The following is a 21,140-nucleotide window of genomic DNA, read 5'->3' as shown; positions in this document are numbered from 1 at the left end:
CCGGCCCTGACCCGGTCAACGTCCCTCGCGGGGACCGCCGTCGTCCCGCCCCCCGGCAACGGGGGTGCGGCGGTCCCCGCGCATATTTTTTCCCGCGTTCAGTGGGCGGTCGCCCAGCTTCCCAGCAGCGCCAGCCTCTCCGCTGTCTCCGAGCCCGGTTCCGGTGTGTAGATGACCATCGTCTGGTCCGGGGACTCCGGGAGGGTCAGGGACTCGTACGGGAGGGTCAGCAGGCCCGCGGCCGGGTGCTGGATGCGCTTCACGCCGTACATGCATGCCTTGACCTGGTGGTCGGCCCACAGTCGGCGGAAGTCCTCGCTCTTGAGGGAGAGCTCGCCGACCAGGTCGCGCACGCCGGCGTCGTCGGGGCGGGTGCTCGCGCTCAGGCGCAGGTGGGCGACGGTCTGGGCGGCGATCGCGGCGAAGTCGGGGTAGAGCTCGCGGCCCCCGGGTTCCAGGAAGAGCTGGCGGGCGATGTTGCGCCGGGCGGGAGGCATACGGCTGAAGCCGCTCACGGCGTCGGCGAGGGCGTTCCAGGCCAGGACGTCCATGCCGGGGCCGAGCACGAAGGCCGGGGCCCGGTCCATGGTGTCCAGCAGCAGCTGGACGCCGGGGCGGACACGGGATGCAGCGCGGCGGCGGCCTGTCTTTTTCGGCGGCCGGGCCACCGTGTGCAGATAGGCGTGCTCGGTCTCGTCCAGGCGCAGTACGCGGGCTATCGCGTCCAGGACCGCGTCCGAGACTCCCCCAGACTTCGTCCGGGAGGTGCCCCCAGGGCCCCGGCCCTGTTCCAGGCGGATGTAGTAGTCGACGCTGACGCCCGCGAGCTGGGCCACCTCCTCGCGGCGCAGTCCGGGTACGCGGCGCCGCCCGTGCGAGGCCAGGCCCACCTCCTCCGGCTGGATGCGGGCGCGGCGTGAGCGAAGAAAGTCCCCAAGGTCCCCGTCCATGGGTTCGATCGTAGGGGAGGGACGGGATCGGAACCTGGTACTGGCAGACCCAGGAAAAGCGCATCCCTGGGTAGGGAGGGCGCGGCGGCGCAGGGTTGTCGGTGTCGCCGGGCACCTCGTCCGGTGGACTCCCTACACCTAGGAGCACGCAATGTCGTACGAGAATCTGGCCGGCCGTACCGCTGTCGTCACCGGTGCCGCGAGCGGGATCGGCGAGGCCGTCGCGGTCGAGCTGGCCGCGAAGGGCGCGAAGGTCGCTCTGCTGGCGCGGCGGGCGGAGCGGCTGGAGGCCGTCGTCGGGAAGATCCGGGCGGACGGCGGGCAGGCCCTGGCCGTGGTCGCCGACGTGACCGACGGGGCCTTGGTGGACGCCGCCGTGGAGCGGATCCATGAGGCGTACGGGAGCGTCGACCTGGTCGTCAACAACGCCGGCGTCATGCTGCCCAACCCGATCGAGGACGCCCGCGTCGACGAGTGGCAGCGGATGATCGACACCAATGTCACCGGCGTCCTGCGCGTCATCGGCGCCTTCGCCAAGGACCTGACGGACGCGGCCGCGCGGGGCCGCAGCGCGGACCTGGTGAACGTCTCGTCCATCGGCGCGCACATCACCGGCTTCACCAACTACGCCGTGTACGGGGCGACGAAGGCCGCGGTCACCCACCTCTCGGCGCTGCTGCGGGGCGAGTTCGGGCCGCACGACGTGCGGGTCACCAACATCGAGCCGGGGCTGACGGAGAGCGAACTCGTCTCGCACATCGACAACGACGGTCTGCGCGAGCAGGTCGGCGGGATGATCGACGCGTTGGGCACGCTGTCCGCGGCGGAGGTCGCCGACGTCGTCGCCTACGTCACCAGCCGCCCCCGGCACGTCAACCTGCGTCAGATCATGGTGCTGCCGACCCGGCAGGCGTGACCCCGGTCAGTCCTCCCACTCGCTGTTCTGGTCGGACTTGCGGTGCCGGCGGCCGCGGAACAGCTCGGGGTTGGTGCGGGCGGCCTGGAAGGCGTTCACTCCCACGATGCCCGCCCAGGCCACCAGCAGGCCCGGGAGGTGCGCCACCCCGCCGCCGATCGCCGACAGCGGGATCGCGAGGACCAGGGAGACGATGCCGAAGCCGAAGCGCTCCCCCCAGGAGTCCGTGGGCTTGGAGGCGCCCCGGGTGCCCCGGGCCACCACCATCTGCTGTTCGGCCATCTGCCGGCGCACCCGGCGCTCCACCGCGCCGTCGATGCGCTGATCGACCTTCTCCAGGAACGAGTCGACCAGCGCGGACTCGTACTCCTCGCCCAGTTCCCTGCGGGCCTGCAGGGTGGCATCGAGTTCCTTCTTGAGGTCGGCGTCCCGCGCGTCCATTCCACTCATGCAGTCAAAGTTAGGGAGCGACGGCGCCGGCCGCACTGGGGATATCCCCCCTGTCCTTGCTGGGGGTCCCAGGGAGGTCCCAGATCATCGACGGCTCATTTCGCCAGCCCGTGCTGCTTCGCGTACGCGTTCGCCACGTCCTCCGGGTCCTTCTTGTCCTTGTCCACCTGGCGGTTGAGCTCGGTGAGCTGGGCCGTGGTGAGGATGTTGCCGAGGCGGGCCAGGGCCTTACGGACGGTGGAGTCGGCCTTGCGGTCGGCGATGAGGGGGACGACGTGCTGGCCGGGGATGAGGTTCTCGGGGTCCGACAGCACCACCCAGTCGTTGGCCTGGATGTCGGTGTCCGTGGTGAAGAGGTTCGCCACGTCCACGTCGCCCTTCTTCAGGGCGCCCTTGACCAGGGGGCCCGAGGAGTCGAGGGACTTGAACTCCTTGAACTCCACGCCGTACACGTCCTTGAGGCCGATCACGCCCACCTGGCGCTTCTTCACCTCCGGTGCCGCGCCGATGACCAGCTTGCCGTTCTGCTTCCTCAGGTCGGCGAGGGAGGTCAGGCCGTACTTCTTCGCGGTCTCCCGGGTGACGACGAAGGCGTCGGAGTCCTCGGCCATGCCGTACGGCAGCACCTGGAGCCCGGCGGGGAGGGCGACGGTGATGGCGTTCTGCATCTCGCCCTCCTCCGTGGCCGTCGCCTTGGGGTCGAGGTAGTGCAGGAGGGCGCCCTGGTACTCGGGCAGGAGGTCGATGTCGCCGCCCTTGAGGGCGGGGAAAACGATCTCGCGGGTGCCGAGGTTGGGGCGGACCTTCACCTTCACGCCGGCTGCCTCCAGGACGGCGGCGTAGAGGTAGCCCAGCACCTGGTTCTCGGTGAAGTTGGCGGTGCCGATGGTGACTCCGTCCTTGCTGGAGCCGCCTCCACCGCCGGCCGTGCCCTCGCTGTCGAGGGAGGTGATGCCGCTCGCGCAGGCGGAGAGGGCGGGGACGGCGGCGGCCGCGAACAGGCCGCCGAGGAGAGTGCGTCGGTTCATCTGCATCGAAGGGGTCCCTACGCGGTGCGGTGTCGGAAGAGGAAGCGCTGGAGGCCGGACAGGGCGAGGTCCAGGACCACGGCGATCACGGCGACCAGCACCGCGCCGCCGAGCACCTGCACGAGGTCGCGCTGGGCCAGACCGTCGAAGACGTAGCGGCCGAGGCCGCCGAAGGAGACGTACGCGGCGATGGTCGCCGTGGCGACGACCTGGATGAGCGCGAGCCGCAGGCCGGTCATGATCAGGGGGAGCGCGAGCGGCAGCTCGACCTGGAACAGGACCTGGTGGCCGCGCATGCCCTGCCCCCGGGCCGCGTCCTTCACCTCGGGGTCGACCGCCGTCATGCCGGCGTAGGTGTTGGTGACGATCGCCGGGACCGCGAGGGCGACCAGGGCGACGTACACCGGCAGCATCGACAGTCCGCCGGCCAGGAAGACGAGGACGACCAGGCCGACGGTCGGCAGTGCGCGGCCGAAGGACGCGAGGTTGATGGCGACGAACGCGCCCTTGCCGGTGTGGCCGATGAGCAGGCCGATCGGGAGGCCGATCGCGGCCGCGATCAGGGTCGCGAGGAGCGAGTACTGGAGGTGCTCGGCGAGGCGGTGGGCGATCCCGTCGGAGCCGGTCCAGCTGGCGCCGCTGGTCAGCCAGTCGCCGAGGTTCTTGAAGAGTTCGTACATGTCAGGCTCGCCTCCGCCGCCACGGGGTCAGGACGTACTGGACGGCGACCAGAGCTGCGTCCGCGACCACCGCGAGGAGGATCGTGAGGACCACGCCGACGATCACCGGGGTGGGGAAGTTGCGCTGGAAGCCGTCGGTGAAGAGCTGGCCGAGGCCGCCGTCGCCGATGTAGGTGGCCACCGAGACCAGCGAGATGGACATGACGGTCGCGATCCGTACGCCCGCCATGATCACGGGGAGCGCGAGCGGGAACTCGACGGTGAGCAGCGTCCGCAGCGGGCGCGTGCCCATCGCCTTCGCCGCCTCCTTGGTCTTCGCGGGGACCGAGTCGAGGCCCTCGACGGTGTTCCTGAGCAGCACGACCAGCGTGTAGACGGTCAGGCCGATGACGGTCGTGGTGCGGGTCAGACCGCTGACCGGCAGCAGGAGCACGAAGATCGCGATCGACGGGATGGTGAACAGGACGTTCGAGACGCCGAGCAGGAAGCCGCGCAGGGGGCGGATCCGGTGGGCGATCACCGCGAGGGGCAGCGAGATCAGTACGCCGAAGAAGACCGCGGTGAGGGCGGCTTGGAGGTGGGAGAGCGTGAGGGTGGTGAGGTCGTCGGTGTGGTCGCCGATCCACGACCAGTCGACGGTCATGCGGCCACCGCCCTGGCATCGGTGTGGGCCTGGCCCGCGTGGGTGTGGATGTCGTCGCGGGAGGAGACGCCGGTGAGGACGCCCGCCGCGTCGACGCGGGCTATCAGGCCGGTGGGGGAGGCGATCGACTCGTTGAGCGCCGACAGCAGGGAATCGCCGTCGGTCAGCGGCCGCACGGGGAGTTCGACGGCGTCCGCCGAACGCCAGTGCAGCGGCTTGCCCGCTTCGTCGAGCACGAGGCTCCAGGTGCCGTTCTCCGGTGCCGGGCCCTGCGGGACCCCGGCGAGGGTCTTCAGCGAGAGCAGCTTCAGACCGCGCTCGGCGCCGAGGAAGTCGGCGACGAAGTCGTCGGCGGGGCGGGCGAGGAGTTCGGCCGGGGAGGCGCACTGGACGAGGTGGCCGCCGGTGCGGAAGACGGCGATGCGGTCACCGAGCCGGACGGCTTCGTCGATGTCGTGGGTGACGAAGACGATGGTCTTGCCCAACTCCTTCTGGAGTCGGAGGAGTTCGTCCTGGAGCTGGCTGCGGACGACCGGGTCGACCGCGCCGAACGGCTCGTCCATGAGCAGCACCGGCGGGTCGGCGGCGAGGGCGCGCGCGACGCCCACGCGCTGCTGCTGGCCGCCGGAGAGCTGGTGGGGGTAGCGGCGTCCGGCGTCCGGTGCGAGGCCGACGGTCTCCAGGAGCTCGGCGGCCCGGGCGCGCGCCTTGCGGCGGCCGTGGCCGAGGAGGAGCGGCACGGTGGCGATGTTGTCGAGCACCGTGCGGTGCGGGAAGAGGCCCGCCTGCTGGATGACGTAACCGATGGAGCGGCGGAGCTCGGCGGCGTCCTGCCGGGTGACGTCCCGGCCGGCGACCTTGATGGTGCCGGAGGTCGGCTCGACCATTCGGTTGATCATCCTGAGGGTGGTCGTCTTGCCACAACCGGAAGATCCGACGAGGACCGTGACGCCGCCTTCCGGCATGTCGAGGGTGAGGTCGTGGACTGCAGTCGTGCCGTTGGGGAAGCGCTTGTGGACCGCGTCGAACTGGATCATGAGATGTCCCTTGCCCGGCTGTATAACGTCATGCAGAGTTCTCTTTAGCTGAATAGTTTGTCAACGGGTTGGTGTTAATCCGAAGTAACGGATGACCGACAGGCAAGATCGAGTGTCCGGTTTGATGGGAGTTTGCGCCTTATGTCGTCTCGGATTGTGGACACGCCGGACTCCGTGCCGCTGACACACACCGGCCTGGTCGTCCTGGACGGGATCGGACTCGGGGTCGCGGACGTCGTACGCCTCGCCGACGGCACCGCCCGTCCGGTCCCCGGAAGCGACGCGATGAAGCGCGTGACCGAGTCCTGGGACGCCGCCCGGCAGATCGCCGCGACGGGCCGCGTGTACGGCCGCTCGACCGGTGTCGGCGCCAACCGGAACGAGTCCGTGCCGACGGAGGCGGCGGCCGAGCACGGGCTGCGGCTGCTGCGCAGTCACGCCGGGGCGATCGGGGCGGAGCTGCCGGCGAGGCAGGTACGCGCGATGCTCGCCGTACGGGCGAACCAGCTCCTCGCGGGCGGGGCGGGACTCCGTCCCACCGTCGTCACCGCGCTCTGCGAGGCGCTGGAGAGCGGGGCGTACCCGGTCGTCAACGAGTTCGGGTCCGTGGGCACCGGGGACATCGCGGCGCTGGCCCAGGCGGGGCTGGCGCTGGCGGGGGAGCATCCCTGGCGGGACGGCGAGGCGGGCGGGGGGTCGGGCGCGGGCGCGGGGGGCGCGGCGGGCGCGGGCGGCGCGGGTGCCGCGGACCGGGGAGCCGCCGGCGCGGATGCCGTCGGCCGGGGTGTCGTGATTGCGGGTGCGGCGGGCGCGGGAACCCTCGGTGCGGATGCCGACGGCGCAGGGGCCGCCGGTCGGGGGGCCGTCAGCGCGGGTGGTGTCGGCGCGGGTGCCGTAGGCCGGCGTGTCGTAGGTGCCCCCGAGCCTCAGCCCCTCGACAACAACGACGCCCTCGCCTTCATCAGCAGCAACGCGCTCACCCTCGGGCAGGCCGCTCTCGCCCTCCATGAGCTGCGTGGGCTGCTGGAGGCCACCCAGGTCGTCGGGGCGCTGTCGCTTCTCGCTGTGGACGGCTCGCACGAGGCGTACGCCGCTCCCGTGCACGCCGCCCGGCCGCACCGGGGTTCGGCCGAAGTCGCCCGGCGGATGCGGGAGTTGATCGGCGCCGATGAGCGGCCCACGCCGCCGCTCGGGCGGATCCAGGACCCGTACGGTTTCCGGTGCCTGCCGCAGATCCACGGGCCCGCCCATGACGCGGCCGACGCCCTGGAGGAGGTCGTCGCGATCGAGATCAACGCGGCCGCCGAGAATCCCCTCATCGCCCCCGAGGACATGGCCGCCTACCACCACGGCGGCTTCTACCAGGCCCAACTCGCCCTCGCCCTGGACCACTTCAGGCTGGCCCTCACCCAGGTCGCCCGGCTGTCGACGTCCCGGCTCTCCACCCTCAACGAGCCCGCCTACACCCGTCTGCGCCCCTTCCTCGCCGACCACGAACCCGCCTCCTCCGGCGTGATGATCCTGGAGTACGCCGCCGGGGCCGCCCTCGGTGATCTGCGGGCCTTCTCGGCACCCGCGTCGCTCGGGCACGCTGTACTCTCCCGAGGCGTCGAGGAACAGGCCAGTTTCGCCTCGCTCGCCGCACGTCAGACACTGCGCGCGTGCGGTGCGTACCGTCTGGTCGTGGGCTGCGAACTCGTCGCCGCCGTACGGGCGCTGCGCCAGCGGGACCACGGCCCCGATCCGGACCTTCCGGTGGGCCGCGCGCTGGAGCTCGCCTATGCGGTGCTCGACGAGGACCAGGCCGACCGGCCGCTCACGGAGGACGTGACGAAGGCGGCCACACTGTTGGACCGGTTCACGGACATCTGGAGGGGGAGCGAGCGATGAGCGCGGAGGAGACGGTGGAGCAGGGCGCGACCACGGACGCGGTCACGGCCATGGGCCCGGCCCCGGCCGACAGCCCGGCCGCCCGGCTGCAGGCGCTCTTCGAGGGGCACCGGCTCACGCCCACCCAGCGGCGCATCGCGCACAGCATGGTGCGGCGGGCGGCCGACGTGCCGTTCCTGTCCAGCGTGGAGCTCGCCGAACTCGCCGGGGTCAGCCAGCCCTCCGTGACCCGCTTCGCGGTCGCCCTCGGCTTCGACGGCTACCCCGCCCTGCGCAAGCACCTGCGCGAGGTCGCGCCCGCCGAACAGACGGCGGCCTCGGCGTCGTACAACGAGTACCAGCAGGCCGTCGAGGCCGAGATCGAGAACCTCAGGCACCTCGCCGAACTGCTCGCCGACCCGCGGCCCGTGCAGAAGGCCGGGCGGCTCCTCGCGGCCTCGCGCCCGCTGCCGGTGCTGGGCCTGAGGGCGGCGGCCTCGCAGGCGTACGGCTTCGCGTACTTCGCCGCCAAGGTCCATCCGGACGTCCGGCTCCTCAACGAGGGCGGCACGATGATCCACGACCGGATCGACGCCGCCGTACGGGCGGGTGCCTCGACGCTGCTGTGCTTCGCGCTGCCCCGGCATCCCCGTGAGGTCGTCGACACCCTCGGGTACGCCAAGGGGGCCGGGCTGACCGTCGTGACCGTCGCCGACTCCGCTTTCGCGCCGGTCGCCAAGGTGTCGGACCTGCTGCTGCCGGCGGCCGTGGGCACCGGGCTCGCCTTCGACACCGCGTGTGCGCCGATGCTGCTCGGGCGGGTGCTGCTCGAAGCCATGTGCGACGACCTGCCGGACGCGCAGGCCCGCCTGGAGGAGTTCGACGCGAAGGCGGCGGCGCGGGGTCTTTTCGTCGAGTAGACCGGTTTTCTCAGCCTCGTCTCACGTTCGCTCGTTAATCTGCCCGGCCAACAGGACTGTGCCAGGACGACGAGGAGGCGAACGTGGCACGCGGAGGGCAGGGACTGGCTCGGGTTGCCGTGGTCGTACGCGCCGGAGCCGCACCCTTGTGGTGGGCCGGGGTGTTCGCGGCCGGGGTCGGGGTGCTGGTACCGGGGCTGACCGGGCGCCGGATCGGGGTCATGGCCGGGGCGGCGCTGTTCATCATCGCCGCGGCGGTCGTGGCGTACCGCCGCCGCAGGCGCTACACCGACCTCGCGCGCGGTACCGCCCGTGCCGGCAAGCACGATGTGCTCCAGGACCGTGCCGTGACCGTGCGGAACTGGCGGCACGGGCACCGCTGGTGGCTGCTGCTCGCCTGGCTGGCGGCCCTTGCCGCCAACTTCGCCGTCCCCGTGGCGGGCGGAGCGCTGCTCGCCGGGACCGGCGCCGGACTGCGGCTGAAGGCCGCGTGGCTCGGGCGGCGCGAGCGGGACGGGGACGCTCTGCTGTGGGTGCGGGTCGACTGGCTCGACGCGCGCGGCGGACGCCCGGCCGGCAAGCCGGTCAAGGCCTACCGCGGCACCGGTGTCGCGGCGGGCGACGCGGCCCCGGGCGGGGCGCGCCGCCGCACCGCGGCACTGGTCTGAGGAGGCGCCCTCCGCGGGCGTCAGACCTCCAGGTCCTCCTCGATCTTCTTCAGCTGGTGGCGGGCCATCGCCAGGTTCGCGCGCTTGGCGTCGAGCACCAGGTAGAGGAAGAGGCCGTTGCCGCCGCGACCGCTGATCAGCCGGATCAGGTGGTACGCGTCGGACAGGGTGATCAGGATGTCCTCGATCTGGCCCTTGAGCCCCAGATGCTCCATCGTGCGCATCTTGGCGCGGACCACATCGGTGTTGCCTGCGGCCGCGACATTCAGGTCGAAGCCCTTGCTGCCGCCCATCGTGCCGAGCGCCATGCCGCTGGTGTAGTCGACGAGCGCGACGCCGGTCGCGCCCTCGATGGAGGCGAGCGCTTCCTTCAGACAGGTGTCGGTGTTGGCCATGACGGTATGCCCCTCTTTCGGGTCTGTCGGTTTCAACTTTCCGTGGATGTGCGCGCGTTGGTCGTACGTGGGGTGCGCGCCGTTCTGGTCCGTGCGGTGGGGGTTCTGGCCGGCTTCGCGGGGGCCTCGTCGGGCGGCCGGGCGTCGACGATCTCCCCGATGCGGGTGCCCGCGCGGCGGCCCTCCAGATGGAGCCGTCCGACGCTCACGCCGTCCTGGGCGAGCAGGGTGAGCACGGCGCTACGGCCCGCCGTGTACGTCGACACATAGCCGTACGCCCCGCGCACCAGCAGCTCGCGGAAGTCGCCCTGACCGGTGGAGTCCGCCAGCCGGACGGCGACGCCGAGCGCGGCCGCGGTCAGGGCGGCCATGCCCTCGGGCTCGACGCCCGGGGTGTCCTGGGCGATGACGAGGCCGTCCACGCTCGCCGCCAGGGCACCGGTCAGGTGCGGCACGCGGCTCCTCAACCGGCGCAGCTCGTCCAGGATCTCGGGTTCGGCCGCCATCAGGTCTCTCCTCTCGGCGCGTGCCCGCTGTCGCTCAAAGGGACTCCAGCGCATCCCTGAGCCTCTTCAGCAACGTGATGTCGGGATCGGCGACCTCGGGCACGGCCGCATCGGAGGGGCGGGCGGTACGGCCCCGGGCGCCGCCCTCGGCGGTGGGCGGTGCGGGCCGGGTCGGCAGGGTGCCGCGCGGCACGGCCCTGGCCGCCGGTGCCCCGCGGAGCAGGACCCCGGCCGCCGCCAGCCGCCGTACGTCCACGAGGGTGTGGAACGTGGGGCGGCCCAGTTCGTGGGCGATGTCCGACGCCGTGCGCACGCCGTCCACCAGGTGCAGCACCGCCCGCTGCCGGGCGGTGAGGCCGGGGGAGGCGACGGTGTCTGCGCGCAGCAGCCGGGCCTCGTCGGTCGCCGGGTCGGGCCAGATGCGGTGCAGCAGGTCGCGGCGGCGCAGTGTCTCGTGCTCCAGGGCGGCGACGGTGACCGTGCGCACCGCGCCCAGCCGGCCGGGGACCGCGTACCGGAACCGGCCCGGGCTGCTGCTCGGTGCCAGGGCGAAGTAGGCGGCGTCGTACAGCGCCTCGGCATGCGCGAGCTCCAGCGCGCCCCGGGTGAGCCGGCCGCGCCCGGCCAGCAGCAGGGCGGCGCCGGGGGCGCCCTCGGCCTCGTCGGCCGCCTGCCGCCAGTCGTGCTCCGCCAGCGTGCCGTGGGTCGTGAGGAGCACGCCGAGGTCCGGCGCCAGGGGACTCTCGGCGTGCACCACCCGGCCCTCGGCGAGATGCAGGGTGCCGCGCTCCCGGACGAGGACACCGGTGGCCCGCTCGGCGGCGAGCCGGGTCAGCATCGGCGAGACGCCGCCCCAGGCCCGTGCGCGGGCCTCCGCCTTGTCCCGTACCGGCAGCCGGGGCGGTGGCGTGGTCCTCACCGCTGTCATCCGAGCACCAGCCGTCCGGTCAGATCGCCGAGCCGGATCCGGGCCAGCGCGAGATTTCCGTCCACGCGGGCCAGCCACAGATGCAGGAACACACTGCTGTCGAAGGACGTCCGTACGAAGCGCAGGACGTGGTAGCTGTCCCGGTTGCTGATGATCACGTCCTCGACGGGCGGGTCGGTGACATCGTCGTCCGGGGCGAACGCCCGGTGCTCCGCGGCCAGCCGGGCCAGTTCGGCCGCCTCCGCCGCGGCCGTCTCATGGTCGCCGCCCGGCGACTCGCCCGCGGTGCCCAGGGCCAGTCCGCTCGTCCAGTCGACGAGCGCGGCGCCCCGGGCACCGGGCAGTTGCATGACTTCGAGCAGGCACTCGTCGATTCCGGGCACCGCGGTTCCCCTCCCGCCTGGGGTTCGGCTGAGTGACGCCGAAACTACGCAGGGTGTGCGTGAGGGGTGAGGATTCTGGCATTTTCCGGTGGAACATGCGCCAGGTGACTAAGGTGGGTCAACTGAGCTCGTTTTCGGAACAGTTGACCCACATGTCCACCGGCGTGCGTCAACGGCGCGCGGTTGCCTACAGGGTGGTGAGCGCGGACGCGTGCGCCCCTCCCGATTCGGCCACGATCTCGTCGAGCGTCTGCGGCGTCCGCACGGTCGCGAAGGCGACCCCGCCTCCGGTGCCACCGTCGCCGCTCGGCGCGAACCCGTAAATACCCGGCCGGGCCAGCGAGTTGTACGCGTAGTGGTGCGCGAAGTAGTACGCCCCCGTGTCCAGCGCCGCCGCGTAGTCCCCCTGTTCCAGCAGCGGCAGCGCCCGCCCCTCGGCCAGCAGGTCGCCCGCGAAACAGGCCGGCCCCGCGATGTCCTGCACCACCTCGGGCCCCTCCTTGGGCCGCCCCTTCGCGTCGTACGCCGCGATCCGCAGCGGCCACGACCCCGGCACGTACACCGTCCGCGTCGCCACCTGGACGCCCGCGTGCGTCACCGCCACCGGCCGCCCGCCCGCGCTCTTGGCGTACTCCACCCGCGCCACGACCGTCCCGTGCTTGGCCAGCAGCGACCGCCCGAACTCCGTCACCAGCCCGTACCGCCCGTCGAACAGCCCCGGCACCGCCTCGCTCAGCAACCGCGCGTACTGCGCGTACGTCGGCGACGTCGCGTCCGAGCCGAAGTTCACCGGCAGCCCGCCGCCGATGTCGAGCGTGTCGATCTGCCGCCGCCCGAGATGCCGGTTGATCTCCTCGGCGAGCGCGTACGTCTCCGCGACCCCCTGCGCCATCAGCGACAGCGGGATGCCCTGCGAGCCGGTGTGCGCGTGCAGCCGGGTGAGCCAGGGGCGCTCCGCACAGGCGCGCACGATCCACTCCCGGGCGCCCTCGTCCCGCAGCGCCACGCCGAACTTCGAGGTGGCCGTCGCGGTCGACGTGGCCCCGATGGAACCCCCGCCGACCTGTGGATTGACCCGGATTCCGATGGGTGAGCGGCTCGCGGCGGACCGTATCAGACCGTCGATGCGTGCCAGCTCCTGCGGATTGTCGGCGTTGACCGCGATCCCGAGCGCCAGCGCCTCCCGCAGCTCGGCGGGCGTCTTCGCGGGCGAGTCCAGCACGGTCCGCTCCGGGCGCACCCCCGCCGCCCGCGCCAGCGCCAGCTCGCCCGGGCTCGCCACCTCCGCGCCGATCCCGGCCTCCCGCAGCAGCCGCAGCACCGGCACCAGCGGGGTCGCCTTCACCGCGAAGGCGTGCAGCACCGGGGTCCCGGGTGCGGTGACCGCGTCGAACGCCGCCCGCAGCTGCGCGGCCGACTCCCGGATGCCGGTCACGTCGAGAAGGCCGACGATGGGGGAGTCCGGCCCCAGCAGCCCCTGCTCCACCGCGGCCCGCACGGCCTCGTCCCGCCGCACCACGCGCGCCGCACCGCTGTGGTCGCCGCCCCCGGTGCCCTCCATGCCGTCGGTGTCCTCCGTGCCCTCGATGTCCTGGTCGCCGTTGTCCATGCCGTCCCCCGTCAGGTCGTTGTCTGCGCCCATACATCCAGCCAAACACCGGTTCCCGTCTCATGGTGCGGGACCGCCCTATTGACTAGGTCTATTCAGAAAGCCAGGATGTGAATAACAGCAGCAACAATCCGCTAGGAGGCAGACCATGTCAGGACCCCGCCCCGTCCGAGCGCCGCGCGGTACGGAACTGAGTGCCCTGGGATGGCAGCAGGAAGCCGCCCTGCGGATGCTGCAGAACAACCTCGACCCCGAGGTCGCCGAACACCCCGACAAGCTCGTCGTCTACGGCGGCACCGGCAAGGCCGCCCGCGACTGGCGCTCCTTCGACGCGATGGTCCGCACCCTGCGCACGCTCAAGCAGGACGAGACGATGCTGGTCCAGTCGGGCCGCCCGGTGGGTGTCATGCAGACCCACGAGTGGGCCCCGCGCGTCCTCATCGCCAACTCCAACCTCGTCGGCGACTGGGCCAACTGGGAGGAGTTCCGGCGCCTTGAGGCCCTCGGCCTCACCATGTACGGCCAGATGACGGCCGGCTCCTGGATCTACATCGGCACCCAGGGCATCCTCCAGGGCACCTACGAGACGTTCTCCGCGGTCGCCGCGAAGAAGTTCGGCGGGACGCTGGCGGGCACGATCACCCTCACCGCCGGGCTCGGCGGCATGGGCGGCGCCCAGCCGCTCGCCGTCACCATGAACGACGGTGTCGCGATCTGCATCGACTGCGACCCCCGCGCGATCGAGCGCCGCATCGAGCACCGGTACCTGGACGTCAAGGCCGACAGCCTGGACCACGCCCTGCAGCTGGCGGTCGAGGCGCGCGACGCCCGCCGCCCGCTGTCGATCGGCGTCCTCGGCAACGCGGCGGACCTCGTGCCGCAGCTGCTGTCCATGGGCGCCCCCATCGACATCGTCACCGACCAGACCTCCGCCCACGACCCGCTGGCGTACCTGCCGACCGGCCTCGCCTTCGAGGACATGGCGGACGCGGCGGCGAAGGACCCGGCGGGCTTCACGCAGCGCGCCCGCGAGTCGATGGCCAGGCACGTCGAGGCCATGGTCGGCTTCATGGACGCCGGCGCCGAGGTCTTCGACTACGGCAACTCGATCCGCGGCGAGGCCCAGCTCGCCGGGTACGACCGGGCGTTCGCCTTCCCCGGCTTCGTCCCCGCCTACATCCGCCCGCTGTTCTGCGAGGGCAAGGGCCCCTTCCGCTGGGCGGCCCTCTCCGGTGAGGCCTCCGACATCGCCAAGACCGACAAGGCGATCCTGGAGCTCTTCCCCGAGAACGAGTCCCTCGCCCGCTGGATCAAGATGGCCGGTGAGCGGGTCCACTTCCAGGGCCTGCCCGCCCGTATCTGCTGGCTCGGCTACGGCGAGCGGGACAAGGCCGGCGAGCGGTTCAACGACATGGTGGCGAGCGGTGAGCTCGCGGCACCGCTGGCGATCGGCCGCGACCACCTCGACTGCGGTTCCGTCGCCTCCCCCTACCGCGAGACCGAGGCCATGCTCGACGGCTCCGACGCGATCGCGGACTGGCCGCTGCTGAACGCGATGGTGAACGTCGCCTCCGGTGCGTCCTGGGTCTCCCTGCACCACGGCGGTGGCGTCGGCATGGGGCGGTCCATCCACGCCGGGCAGGTGAGCGTGGCCGACGGCACGAAGCTCGCGGGCGAGAAGGTCCGCCGGGTGCTGACGAACGACCCCGGCATGGGTGTCATCCGGCACGTGGACGCGGGGTACGACATCGCGGAGTCGGTGGCGGACGAGCGGGGTGTGCGGGTGCCGATGCGTGAAGGTGACGACGCGTGACGGAGAGCGGCAACTCCTCGGTGGGGGCGGGGGCCTCGTCGCCGGGCGCGGCTCCGGCTGTGCCCACCCTCCCCCACTCTCAACTTCGTTCGAGCGGGGGGACCCCCATCGCCCTGCGGAACGACTGCCCACAACCTGTACCGACTGACGGCGGCCGGCAGCCTGGGGCCGGCCGCCAAGGCGGAGCTTCCTTTCATGCCATGTGGGCCGAGCTTCGTCCCATCGGTCGTCACTCCGACTCCCACGGCTACCGTCGCTACGCCTGGACCGGTGCCGATGCCGAGTGCCGGGACTGGTTCAAGGAGCAGGCCGAAGCTCGTGGGCTGGTCCACGAGGTGGACCGGAACGGGAATCAGTGGGCCTGGCTCGGGGATCCCTCCGCCGGGGACGCCGTCGTCACCGGGTCCCATCTCGACTCCGTGCCCGACGGCGGCGCCTTCGACGGGCCCCTCGGGGTCGTGTCCTCCTTCGCCGCGCTCGATGAACTGCGGGCCCGGCAGGCCGTGTTCACCAGGCCCCTCGCCATCGTGAACTTCGGCGACGAGGAGGGCGCCCGGTTCGGGCTCGCCTGCGTCGGGTCCCGGCTCACCTCCGGGCAGCTCACCGTCGAGCAGGCGCACCGGCTCACCGACGGGGACGGGGTCACCCTCCCCAAGGCCATGGAGGCCGCCGGGTACGACCCCGACGCCATCGGCGCCGACCCCGAGCGGCTCGCCCGTATCGGCGCCTTCGTCGAGCTGCACGTCGAACAGGGGCGGGCGCTGGACCTGTCCGGCGACCGGGTCGGGCTCGCCAGTGCCATCTGGCCGCACGGACGGTGGCGGTTCGACTTCCGGGGGGAGGCGAACCACGCGGGGACGACGCGGCTCGTGGACCGGCGGGACCCGATGCTGTCGTACGCCGAGACCGTGCTCGCCGCCCGCCGCGAGGCCGAACTCGCCGGTGCCGTGGCCACGTTCGGCAAGATCTCCGTCGAGCCGAACGGCGTCAACGCCATCCCGTCCCTCGTGCGCGGCTGGCTCGACTCCCGCGCCGAGGACCAGGCCACCCTCGACACCGTCGTCGGCGGCATCGAGAAGGCCGCCCGTGAGTACGCGGGCGCCCACGGCATCGACCTCGACGTGGTCCGGGAGTCGTTCACGCCCGTCGTGGAGTTCGACCACGCCCTGCGCGACGAACTCGCCCGCATCCTCGGCAGGGACAGCGACGCGGACACCGCCCTCAAGGTGCCCGTCCTCGGCACCGGCGCCGGACACGACGCCGGGATCCTCTCCGGGCACATCCCGACCGCCATGCTGTTCGTACGCAACCCCACGGGTGTCTCGCACTCCCCGGCCGAGTTCGCCGCCGAGGACGACTGCGTGGCCGGGGTACTCGCACTCGCCGACGCACTGGAAGGGCTGGCCTGCAGGTGACCCACCCCCACCCGCGGACGTACTGGCTGGAGCACGCCTGGCTCGACACCCACGTCGAGCCGGGCGTCGCCCTCGACACCAGTGACGGCCGCATCACCGCCGTCCGCACGGACACACCCGCCCCGCCCCCGGGCGCCGAGATCCTGCGCGGTCTCACCCTCCCCGGTCTCGCCAACGCCCACTCGCACGCCTTCCACCGCGCCCTGCGCGGCACCGTCCAGGTCGGCTCCGGCACCTTCTGGACCTGGCGCGAGGTCATGTACTCCTTCGCGGACCGGCTGACCCCGGAGACCTACCACGCGCTCGCCCGCGCGGTGTACGCCGAGATGGCGCTGGCCGGCATCACCGCGGTCGGCGAGTTCCACTACGTCCACCACGCCCCCGGCGGCACCCCCTACGCCGACCCCAACGCCATGGGCGAGGCCCTCCTCGCGGCCGCCGCCGACGCCGGTGTCCGCATCACCCTCCTCGACACCGCCTACCTCTCCTCCGGCTTCGGACAGGCCCCCAACACCCACCAGCTCCGCTTCTCCGACGGCAGCGCGGACGCCTGGGCAGAACGCTGTTCAGTTCTCAAGGATCGGGATCACGCGCGGATCGGGGCCGCCATCCACTCCGTGCGGGCCGTACCCGCCGACCAGCTGGCGACCGTGGCCCGGTGGGCGGAGGAACGCAGCGCCCCCCTCCACGTCCACCTCTCCGAGCAGACGGCGGAGAACGACGCCTGCCGCGAGGCCCACGGCTGCACCCCCACCCAGCTGCTCGCCGAGCACGGCGTCCTCGGCCGCCGTACCACCGGCGTCCACAACACCCACCTCACCGACGAGGACATCGCCCTCATCGGCGGCTCCGGCACCGGCACCTGCATGTGCCCGACCACCGAGCGGGACCTCGCCGACGGCATCGGACCGGCCGTCGCCCTCCAGAAAGCCGGCTCCCCGCTCTCCCTCGGCTCCGACAGCCACGCCGTCATCGACCTGCTCGAAGAGGCCCGCGCGATGGAGCTCGACGAGCGCCTGCGCACCCGTACCCGCGGTCACTGGACGGCGGCGGCCCTGCTGCGGGCGGCGTCGGCCGACGGCCACGCGGCGCTCGGCTGGGACGAGGCGGGCACCATCGAGCCCGGCGCGCTCGCCGACCTGACGACGGTCGCGCTCGACTCGGTCAGGACAGCGGGCCCGCTGCCCAGGCTGGGCGCCGAGACCGCCGTATTCGCGGCGACCGCCGCCGACGTACGGCACACGATCGTGGGCGGACGGCACGTCGTGCGCGACGGGGCCCATGCCCTCGTACCGGATGTGCCCCAAGCCCTCGCGCGGGCGATCGCCGACCTGCGCGCCTGACGAAGCCCCCCGCACCGGCCACCCACGAGGACACGATGAGCAGCACTGTCATCACCAACATCGCCACGCTGGTCACCAACGACCCCTCCCTCGGTGACAACTCCCCCCTCGGCCTGATCCAGGACGCGGCCGTCGTCATCGACGGCGACCGCATCGCGTGGACCGGTGAATCAAGCAAAGCACCCGCCACTGACAACCGGGTCGACGCCGGCGGCCGGGCGGTGCTCCCCGGCTTCGTGGACTCCCACTCCCACCTCGTCTTCGCGGGCGACCGGACGCAGGAGTTCAACGCCCGGATGTCCGGGCGGGCCTACAGCGCGGGCGGTATCCGTACGACGGTCGCGGCGACCCGGGCCGCGACCGACGCCGAACTCGAGGCGAACCTCACCCGCTATCTCACCGAGGCCCTCCGCCAGGGCACGACGACCTTCGAGACGAAGTCCGGCTACGGCCTGACCACGCACGACGAGTCCCGTGCCCTGCGCATCGCCGCCGCCCACACCGACGAGGTCACCTACCTCGGCGCCCACATCGTCTCGCCCGACTACGCCGAGGACCCGGCCGGCTATGTCGACCTCGTCACCGGCGAGATGCTCGACGCCTGTGCCCCGTACGCCCGTTGGATCGACGTCTTCTGCGAGAAGGGCGCCTTCGACGGCGACCAGGCGCGCGCGATCCTCACGGCGGGCAAGGCGAAGGGCCTGCACCCCCGCATCCACGCCAACCAGCTCTCCTACGGCCCCGGCGTCCAGCTGGCGGTCGAACTCGACGCCGCCAGCGCCGACCACTGCACCCACCTCACGGATGCCGACGTGGACGCCCTGGCGAACGGCGACACCGTCGCCACGCTCCTGCCCGGCGCCGAGTTCTCCACGCGCGCGCAGTGGCCGAACGCCCGCCGTCTCCTGGACGCGGGCGTCACCGTGGCCCTCTCGACGGACTGCAACCCGGGCTCGTCCTTCACCTCGTCCGTCCCGTTCTGCATCGCCCTCGCCGTGCGCGACATGGGCATGACCCCGGACGAGGCGGTCTGGTCGGCCACGGCGGGCGGCGCGGCGGCCCTGCGGCGCGACGACATCGGCCGCCTCGCACCGGGCGCCCGCGCGGACCTGACCCTTCTCGACGCCCCGAGCCATGTGCACCTGGCCTACCGGCCGGGTGTGCCCCTGGTCGCCGGGGTGTGGCGACGGGGCGTGCGCGAGGTCTGACCGGCCCGCCCCGCGCTCAGGACGGCGAGGTCACTCCCCGCTCACTCCCCGCCCACTCCTCGGGCAGTCCTCGCTCGCTCACTCCTCGACGGTCAGCCCTTTCCGCAGCCGCACCAGTGTCCGCGACAGCAGCCGCGACACATGCATCTGCGAGATGCCGAGCTCGTCCCCGATCTCCGACTGCGTCAGCCCCGCCACGAAGCGCAGGGAGAGGATCCTGCGGTCGCGGGAGGGGAGCTGGGCGATGAGGGGCTTGAGGGACTCGACGTACTCGATGCCCTCGATGCCGTGGTCCTCGTAGCCGATGCGGTCGGCCAGGGCGCCCTCGGCGTCGTCCTCCTCGGGCTGGGCGTCCAGGGAGGAGGCGGTGTAGGCGTTCGACGCCGCCATGCCCTCGACGACCTCGTCCTTCGTGAGGCCGAGGCGTTCCGCGAGCTCGCCGACCGTCGGGGCACGGTCGAGCTGCTGGGCGAGTTCGTCGCCCGCCTTGGCCAGGTCGAGGCGGAGTTCCTGGAGCCGGCGGGGCACGCGCACCGACCACGACGTGTCGCGGAAGAAGCGCTTGATCTCACCGACGATGGTGGGCATCGCGAAAGTGGGGAACTCGACGCCGCGGGAGAGTTCGAAGCGGTCGATCGCCTTGATCAGGCCGATCGTGCCGACCTGGATGATGTCCTCCATCGGCTCGCTGCGGGAGCGGAAGCGGGAGGCGGCGAACTTGACCAGGGCCAGGTTGAGTTCGACGAGCGTGTTGCGGACGTACGAGTATTCGTGCGTGCCTTCTTCCAGTGACTCCAGTCGTGCGAAGAGGGTCTTGGACAGGGCCCGCGCGTCCACCGGCCCCACCTCGTCGTACGGGGGGATCTCCGGAAGTCCGGCAAGCAGGTCGGCCTGCGAGTCCTGCGAGACCGGTTCGATCTGCTCGATGGGATCCAGATGTTCCGGGGGGGATGTCGACGTCGCCTTGTGGGTATGCGATGCGTCGAGCCGGGGTGACATGATGTCCTCCATCGTTCTCGGCATATGGGCTGCCGAAGCCATTTGCGTGCACTGCGGTGTGCGGCGCCTCCAAAGCCGGCCGTGTCGAGTACGTGTCCCTACTAGCCCTACCCGCTTTCCCGACCCCGCCGCAAGTGCGTTCTGTGCGGATATGTCCGTTTGTGTGCACTTGTTCAGGTGTCAGAGCGTGGAGGGAAGGCGTAGTGTTCGTGGGCGTCAGAGGCAGCCACGACGTCGGGAGAGAGAGGCGGCATGGACCGCGGGACGGTCGGCAGCGCACAGTCTGGCCGGCTTCTGGTCGAGGTGCGGAAAGAGGGCGCCAGCGCCGTCGTGACTCCGGCGGGTGAGTTGGATCACCACACCGCCGATCTGTTGCGTGAGCCACTCGAGGCCTGCCTCGACGAGGGCTTCAGCCGGCTGGTGGTGGACTGCTCGCGTCTGGAGTTCTGCGACTCCACCGGGCTCAACGTGCTGCTCGGCGCACGGCTGAAGGCGGAGGCCGCCGGTGGCGGGGTGCATCTCGCGGGGATGCTGCCCGTGGTGGCGCGCGTCTTCGAGATCACCGGTGCCGATGCGGTCTTCACCGTCCATGACACGCTCGATGCGGCGCTCGCCGACGAGACCGGCTGAGCCCGGCCCCTGCCGGGCCGTGACGCCCCGGACGCGCTTCAGCGGCCGGGGCGCCGCACGTGTCCTGTTTCCACGCCGGGGGACGTGTGCTGAAACTGGGGGTGTTCTGCCGGTTCGGTCGGGCAGGAGACATCCTGAAAAGGCGGCGGACGAGGCGACGGTTCCGCCGTCGAGCCACGTACTGAATCCTGACTATTGAATCGTGAACTGGTGAATCGGTGAGGTGAAGCGCTGATGAGCAGCACCCGGCCTTTCTCGCCGGGCGACCGCGGCCCGGAGGCCGACGGCGCTTCCGGGGCGTCCGAAGGGGGTGCGGCCGTGCCGTCCGAGTCGTCGGCGAGCCCACAGGTGCGCAGGCTGAGCTTCGACGGCGAGAGCGGCGTCGTACCGCTGGCCCGGGACTTCGCCCGCCAGGCCCTCTACGCCTGGGGCTGGCTGCCCGCCGCCACCGCCGACCAGCGGGCCGCCGCCGAGGACGTGCTGCTCGTCGTCTCCGAGCTGGTCACCAACGCCTGTCTGCACGCCGAGGGCCCGGACGCGCTGTGGATCGCCTGCGACCGCAAGGTGATCCGCATCGAGGTCTCCGACAGGGGCACCGGCCAGCCGGCCCCCCGCACCCCGCACCGCGCGGGCCGCCCCGGCGGCCACGGCATGTTCATCGTCCAGCGCCTCTGCCTTGACTGGGGAGTCGTCCGCACCCCCGGGGCCTCGGGCAAGACGGTGTGGGCGGAGCTGGGCGCTCCGGCGTAA

At 72.0% G+C, this 21,140-nt stretch carries 22 protein-coding genes; 10 read left to right on the top strand and 12 right to left on the bottom strand.

Annotation, left to right across the window (positions count from 1 at the left end):
* Positions 1-98 precede the first annotated feature (98 nt).
* Entirely contained in the window at positions 99-950 is an 852-nt protein-coding gene (locus PH203_RS14405; RefSeq protein ID WP_289920323.1) for a helix-turn-helix transcriptional regulator, read from the bottom strand.
* Positions 951-1,101: 151 nt separating this feature from the next.
* Here PH203_RS14405 and PH203_RS14400 point away from each other — a divergent pair, with 151 nt between their 5' ends.
* Positions 1,102-1,866, top strand: a complete 765-nt coding sequence (locus tag PH203_RS14400; RefSeq protein WP_289920322.1) for an SDR family oxidoreductase — start codon at positions 1,102-1,104, stop codon at positions 1,864-1,866.
* Positions 1,867-1,872: 6 nt separating this feature from the next.
* Here the strand turns inward: PH203_RS14400 and PH203_RS14395 are convergent, their stop codons facing one another.
* The 5 genes from PH203_RS14395 to PH203_RS14375 all read right to left on the bottom strand — a co-directional run bounded on the left by PH203_RS14395 (position 1,873) and on the right by PH203_RS14375 (position 5,704).
* A complete protein-coding gene (locus tag PH203_RS14395; RefSeq protein ID WP_289920710.1) occupies positions 1,873-2,307 on the bottom strand; it encodes a hypothetical protein in 435 nt (144 codons plus the stop codon).
* Between the two features lie 104 nt (positions 2,308-2,411).
* Positions 2,412-3,344, bottom strand: a complete 933-nt coding sequence (locus PH203_RS14390; protein WP_289920320.1) for an ABC transporter substrate-binding protein — start codon at positions 3,342-3,344, stop codon at positions 2,412-2,414.
* A gap of 17 nt (positions 3,345-3,361) precedes the next feature.
* Complete coding sequence (locus PH203_RS14385) at positions 3,362-4,024, bottom strand: ABC transporter permease (protein WP_289920319.1); 663 nt, start codon at positions 4,022-4,024, stop codon at positions 3,362-3,364.
* Between the two features lies 1 nt (position 4,025).
* Entirely contained in the window at positions 4,026-4,667 is a 642-nt protein-coding gene (locus PH203_RS14380; RefSeq protein WP_289920318.1) for an ABC transporter permease, read from the bottom strand.
* A complete protein-coding gene (locus PH203_RS14375; protein ID WP_289920317.1) occupies positions 4,664-5,704 on the bottom strand; it encodes an ATP-binding cassette domain-containing protein in 1,041 nt (346 codons plus the stop codon). The genes PH203_RS14380 and PH203_RS14375 overlap by 4 nt, the downstream gene beginning before the upstream one ends.
* Before the next feature lie 141 nt (positions 5,705-5,845).
* Here PH203_RS14375 and PH203_RS14370 point away from each other — a divergent pair, with 141 nt between their 5' ends.
* The 3 genes from PH203_RS14370 (at position 5,846) to PH203_RS14360 (ending at position 9,161) form a co-directional block, all read left to right on the top strand.
* Positions 5,846-7,594, top strand: a complete 1,749-nt coding sequence (locus PH203_RS14370; RefSeq protein ID WP_289920316.1) for an aromatic amino acid ammonia-lyase — start codon at positions 5,846-5,848, stop codon at positions 7,592-7,594.
* Positions 7,595-7,644: 50 nt separating this feature from the next.
* A complete protein-coding gene (locus tag PH203_RS14365; RefSeq protein WP_289920709.1) occupies positions 7,645-8,493 on the top strand; it encodes a MurR/RpiR family transcriptional regulator in 849 nt (282 codons plus the stop codon).
* Positions 8,494-8,576: 83 nt separating this feature from the next.
* Entirely contained in the window at positions 8,577-9,161 is a 585-nt protein-coding gene (locus PH203_RS14360; protein ID WP_289920315.1) for a hypothetical protein, read from the top strand.
* A gap of 20 nt (positions 9,162-9,181) precedes the next feature.
* Here the strand turns inward: PH203_RS14360 and PH203_RS14355 are convergent, their stop codons facing one another.
* The 5 genes from PH203_RS14355 to PH203_RS14335 form a co-directional block, all read right to left on the bottom strand.
* A complete protein-coding gene (locus PH203_RS14355) occupies positions 9,182-9,556 on the bottom strand; it encodes a hypothetical protein (protein ID WP_289920314.1) in 375 nt (124 codons plus the stop codon).
* Between the two features lie 32 nt (positions 9,557-9,588).
* The gene (locus tag PH203_RS14350) at positions 9,589-10,062 is read right to left on the bottom strand and encodes a roadblock/LC7 domain-containing protein (protein ID WP_289920313.1); all 474 of its coding nucleotides are present in this window, start codon (positions 10,060-10,062) and stop codon (positions 9,589-9,591) included.
* A 34-nt stretch (positions 10,063-10,096) separates the two neighbouring features.
* The gene (locus tag PH203_RS14345) at positions 10,097-10,990 is read right to left on the bottom strand and encodes a transcriptional regulator (protein ID WP_289920312.1); all 894 of its coding nucleotides are present in this window, start codon (positions 10,988-10,990) and stop codon (positions 10,097-10,099) included.
* Positions 10,987-11,373, bottom strand: a complete 387-nt coding sequence (locus PH203_RS14340; protein WP_289920311.1) for a hypothetical protein — start codon at positions 11,371-11,373, stop codon at positions 10,987-10,989. The genes PH203_RS14345 and PH203_RS14340 overlap by 4 nt, the downstream gene beginning before the upstream one ends.
* 187 nt (positions 11,374-11,560) lie before the next feature.
* Positions 11,561-13,015, bottom strand: a complete 1,455-nt coding sequence (locus PH203_RS14335) for a diaminopimelate decarboxylase (RefSeq protein ID WP_289920310.1) — start codon at positions 13,013-13,015, stop codon at positions 11,561-11,563.
* A gap of 115 nt (positions 13,016-13,130) precedes the next feature.
* Here PH203_RS14335 and hutU point away from each other — a divergent pair, with 115 nt between their 5' ends.
* From hutU to hutI, 4 genes are all read left to right on the top strand, one after another.
* A complete protein-coding gene (hutU, locus tag PH203_RS14330; RefSeq protein WP_354671244.1) occupies positions 13,131-14,795 on the top strand; it encodes a urocanate hydratase in 1,665 nt (554 codons plus the stop codon).
* Positions 14,796-14,995: 200 nt separating this feature from the next.
* Positions 14,996-16,210, top strand: a complete 1,215-nt coding sequence (locus tag PH203_RS14325; protein WP_289920309.1) for an allantoate amidohydrolase — start codon at positions 14,996-14,998, stop codon at positions 16,208-16,210.
* Positions 16,207-17,553, top strand: coding sequence for a formimidoylglutamate deiminase (locus PH203_RS14320; RefSeq protein WP_289920308.1), 1,347 nt, complete (start codon positions 16,207-16,209; stop codon positions 17,551-17,553). The genes PH203_RS14325 and PH203_RS14320 overlap by 4 nt, the downstream gene beginning before the upstream one ends.
* Before the next feature lie 35 nt (positions 17,554-17,588).
* Positions 17,589-18,761 (top strand): imidazolonepropionase, encoded by a 1,173-nt coding sequence (gene hutI, locus PH203_RS14315; protein WP_289920307.1) that lies wholly within the window; start codon positions 17,589-17,591, stop codon positions 18,759-18,761.
* Between the two features lie 78 nt (positions 18,762-18,839).
* Here hutI and PH203_RS14310 read toward each other — a convergent pair whose 3' ends face one another.
* The gene (locus PH203_RS14310) at positions 18,840-19,772 is read right to left on the bottom strand and encodes an RNA polymerase sigma factor SigF (RefSeq protein ID WP_289920306.1); all 933 of its coding nucleotides are present in this window, start codon (positions 19,770-19,772) and stop codon (positions 18,840-18,842) included.
* Between the two features lie 240 nt (positions 19,773-20,012).
* Here PH203_RS14310 and PH203_RS14305 point away from each other — a divergent pair, with 240 nt between their 5' ends.
* Both PH203_RS14305 and PH203_RS14300 read left to right on the top strand, forming a co-directional pair.
* Positions 20,013-20,390, top strand: a complete 378-nt coding sequence (locus tag PH203_RS14305) for an STAS domain-containing protein (protein WP_289920305.1) — start codon at positions 20,013-20,015, stop codon at positions 20,388-20,390.
* Positions 20,391-20,624: 234 nt separating this feature from the next.
* Positions 20,625-21,140, top strand: a complete 516-nt coding sequence (locus tag PH203_RS14300) for an ATP-binding protein (RefSeq protein ID WP_289920304.1) — start codon at positions 20,625-20,627, stop codon at positions 21,138-21,140.

The sequence above is a fragment of the Streptomyces sp. S.PB5 genome, from assembly GCF_030403745.1.
Taxonomy (GTDB): Bacteria; Actinomycetota; Actinomycetes; order Streptomycetales; family Streptomycetaceae; genus Streptomyces.
Note: the sequence above shows the minus strand (reverse complement) of the source record. Positions and strands in the feature narration are given on the sequence as shown.

Excerpts from the sequence above, each read along its gene's own strand:
- PH203_RS14375 (WP_289920317.1), bottom strand. The coding sequence starts at position 5,704 with ATGATCCAGTTCGACGCGGTCCACAAGCGCTTCCCCAACGGCACGACT.
- PH203_RS14300 (WP_289920304.1), top strand. The coding sequence starts at position 20,625 with ATGAGCAGCACCCGGCCTTTCTCGCCGGGCGACCGCGGCCCGGAGGCC.
- PH203_RS14400 (WP_289920322.1), top strand. The coding sequence starts at position 1,102 with ATGTCGTACGAGAATCTGGCCGGCCGTACCGCTGTCGTCACCGGTGCC.
- hutU (WP_354671244.1), top strand. The coding sequence starts at position 13,131 with ATGTCAGGACCCCGCCCCGTCCGAGCGCCGCGCGGTACGGAACTGAGT.
- PH203_RS14385 (WP_289920319.1), bottom strand. The coding sequence starts at position 4,024 with ATGTACGAACTCTTCAAGAACCTCGGCGACTGGCTGACCAGCGGCGCC.
- PH203_RS14395 (WP_289920710.1), bottom strand. The coding sequence starts at position 2,307 with ATGGACGCGCGGGACGCCGACCTCAAGAAGGAACTCGATGCCACCCTG.
- PH203_RS14335 (WP_289920310.1), bottom strand. The coding sequence starts at position 13,015 with ATGGGCGCAGACAACGACCTGACGGGGGACGGCATGGACAACGGCGAC.
- PH203_RS14355 (WP_289920314.1), bottom strand. The coding sequence starts at position 9,556 with ATGGCCAACACCGACACCTGTCTGAAGGAAGCGCTCGCCTCCATCGAG.
- PH203_RS14405 (WP_289920323.1), bottom strand. The coding sequence starts at position 950 with ATGGACGGGGACCTTGGGGACTTTCTTCGCTCACGCCGCGCCCGCATC.
- PH203_RS14345 (WP_289920312.1), bottom strand. The coding sequence starts at position 10,990 with ATGACAGCGGTGAGGACCACGCCACCGCCCCGGCTGCCGGTACGGGAC.
- PH203_RS14305 (WP_289920305.1), top strand. The coding sequence starts at position 20,013 with ATGGACCGCGGGACGGTCGGCAGCGCACAGTCTGGCCGGCTTCTGGTC.
- PH203_RS14350 (WP_289920313.1), bottom strand. The coding sequence starts at position 10,062 with ATGGCGGCCGAACCCGAGATCCTGGACGAGCTGCGCCGGTTGAGGAGC.
- PH203_RS14380 (WP_289920318.1), bottom strand. The coding sequence starts at position 4,667 with ATGACCGTCGACTGGTCGTGGATCGGCGACCACACCGACGACCTCACC.
- PH203_RS14325 (WP_289920309.1), top strand. The coding sequence starts at position 14,996 with ATGTGGGCCGAGCTTCGTCCCATCGGTCGTCACTCCGACTCCCACGGC.
- PH203_RS14365 (WP_289920709.1), top strand. The coding sequence starts at position 7,645 with ATGGGCCCGGCCCCGGCCGACAGCCCGGCCGCCCGGCTGCAGGCGCTC.
- PH203_RS14390 (WP_289920320.1), bottom strand. The coding sequence starts at position 3,344 with ATGAACCGACGCACTCTCCTCGGCGGCCTGTTCGCGGCCGCCGCCGTC.
- hutI (WP_289920307.1), top strand. The coding sequence starts at position 17,589 with ATGAGCAGCACTGTCATCACCAACATCGCCACGCTGGTCACCAACGAC.
- PH203_RS14370 (WP_289920316.1), top strand. The coding sequence starts at position 5,846 with ATGTCGTCTCGGATTGTGGACACGCCGGACTCCGTGCCGCTGACACAC.
- PH203_RS14310 (WP_289920306.1), bottom strand. The coding sequence starts at position 19,772 with ATGGAGGACATCATGTCACCCCGGCTCGACGCATCGCATACCCACAAG.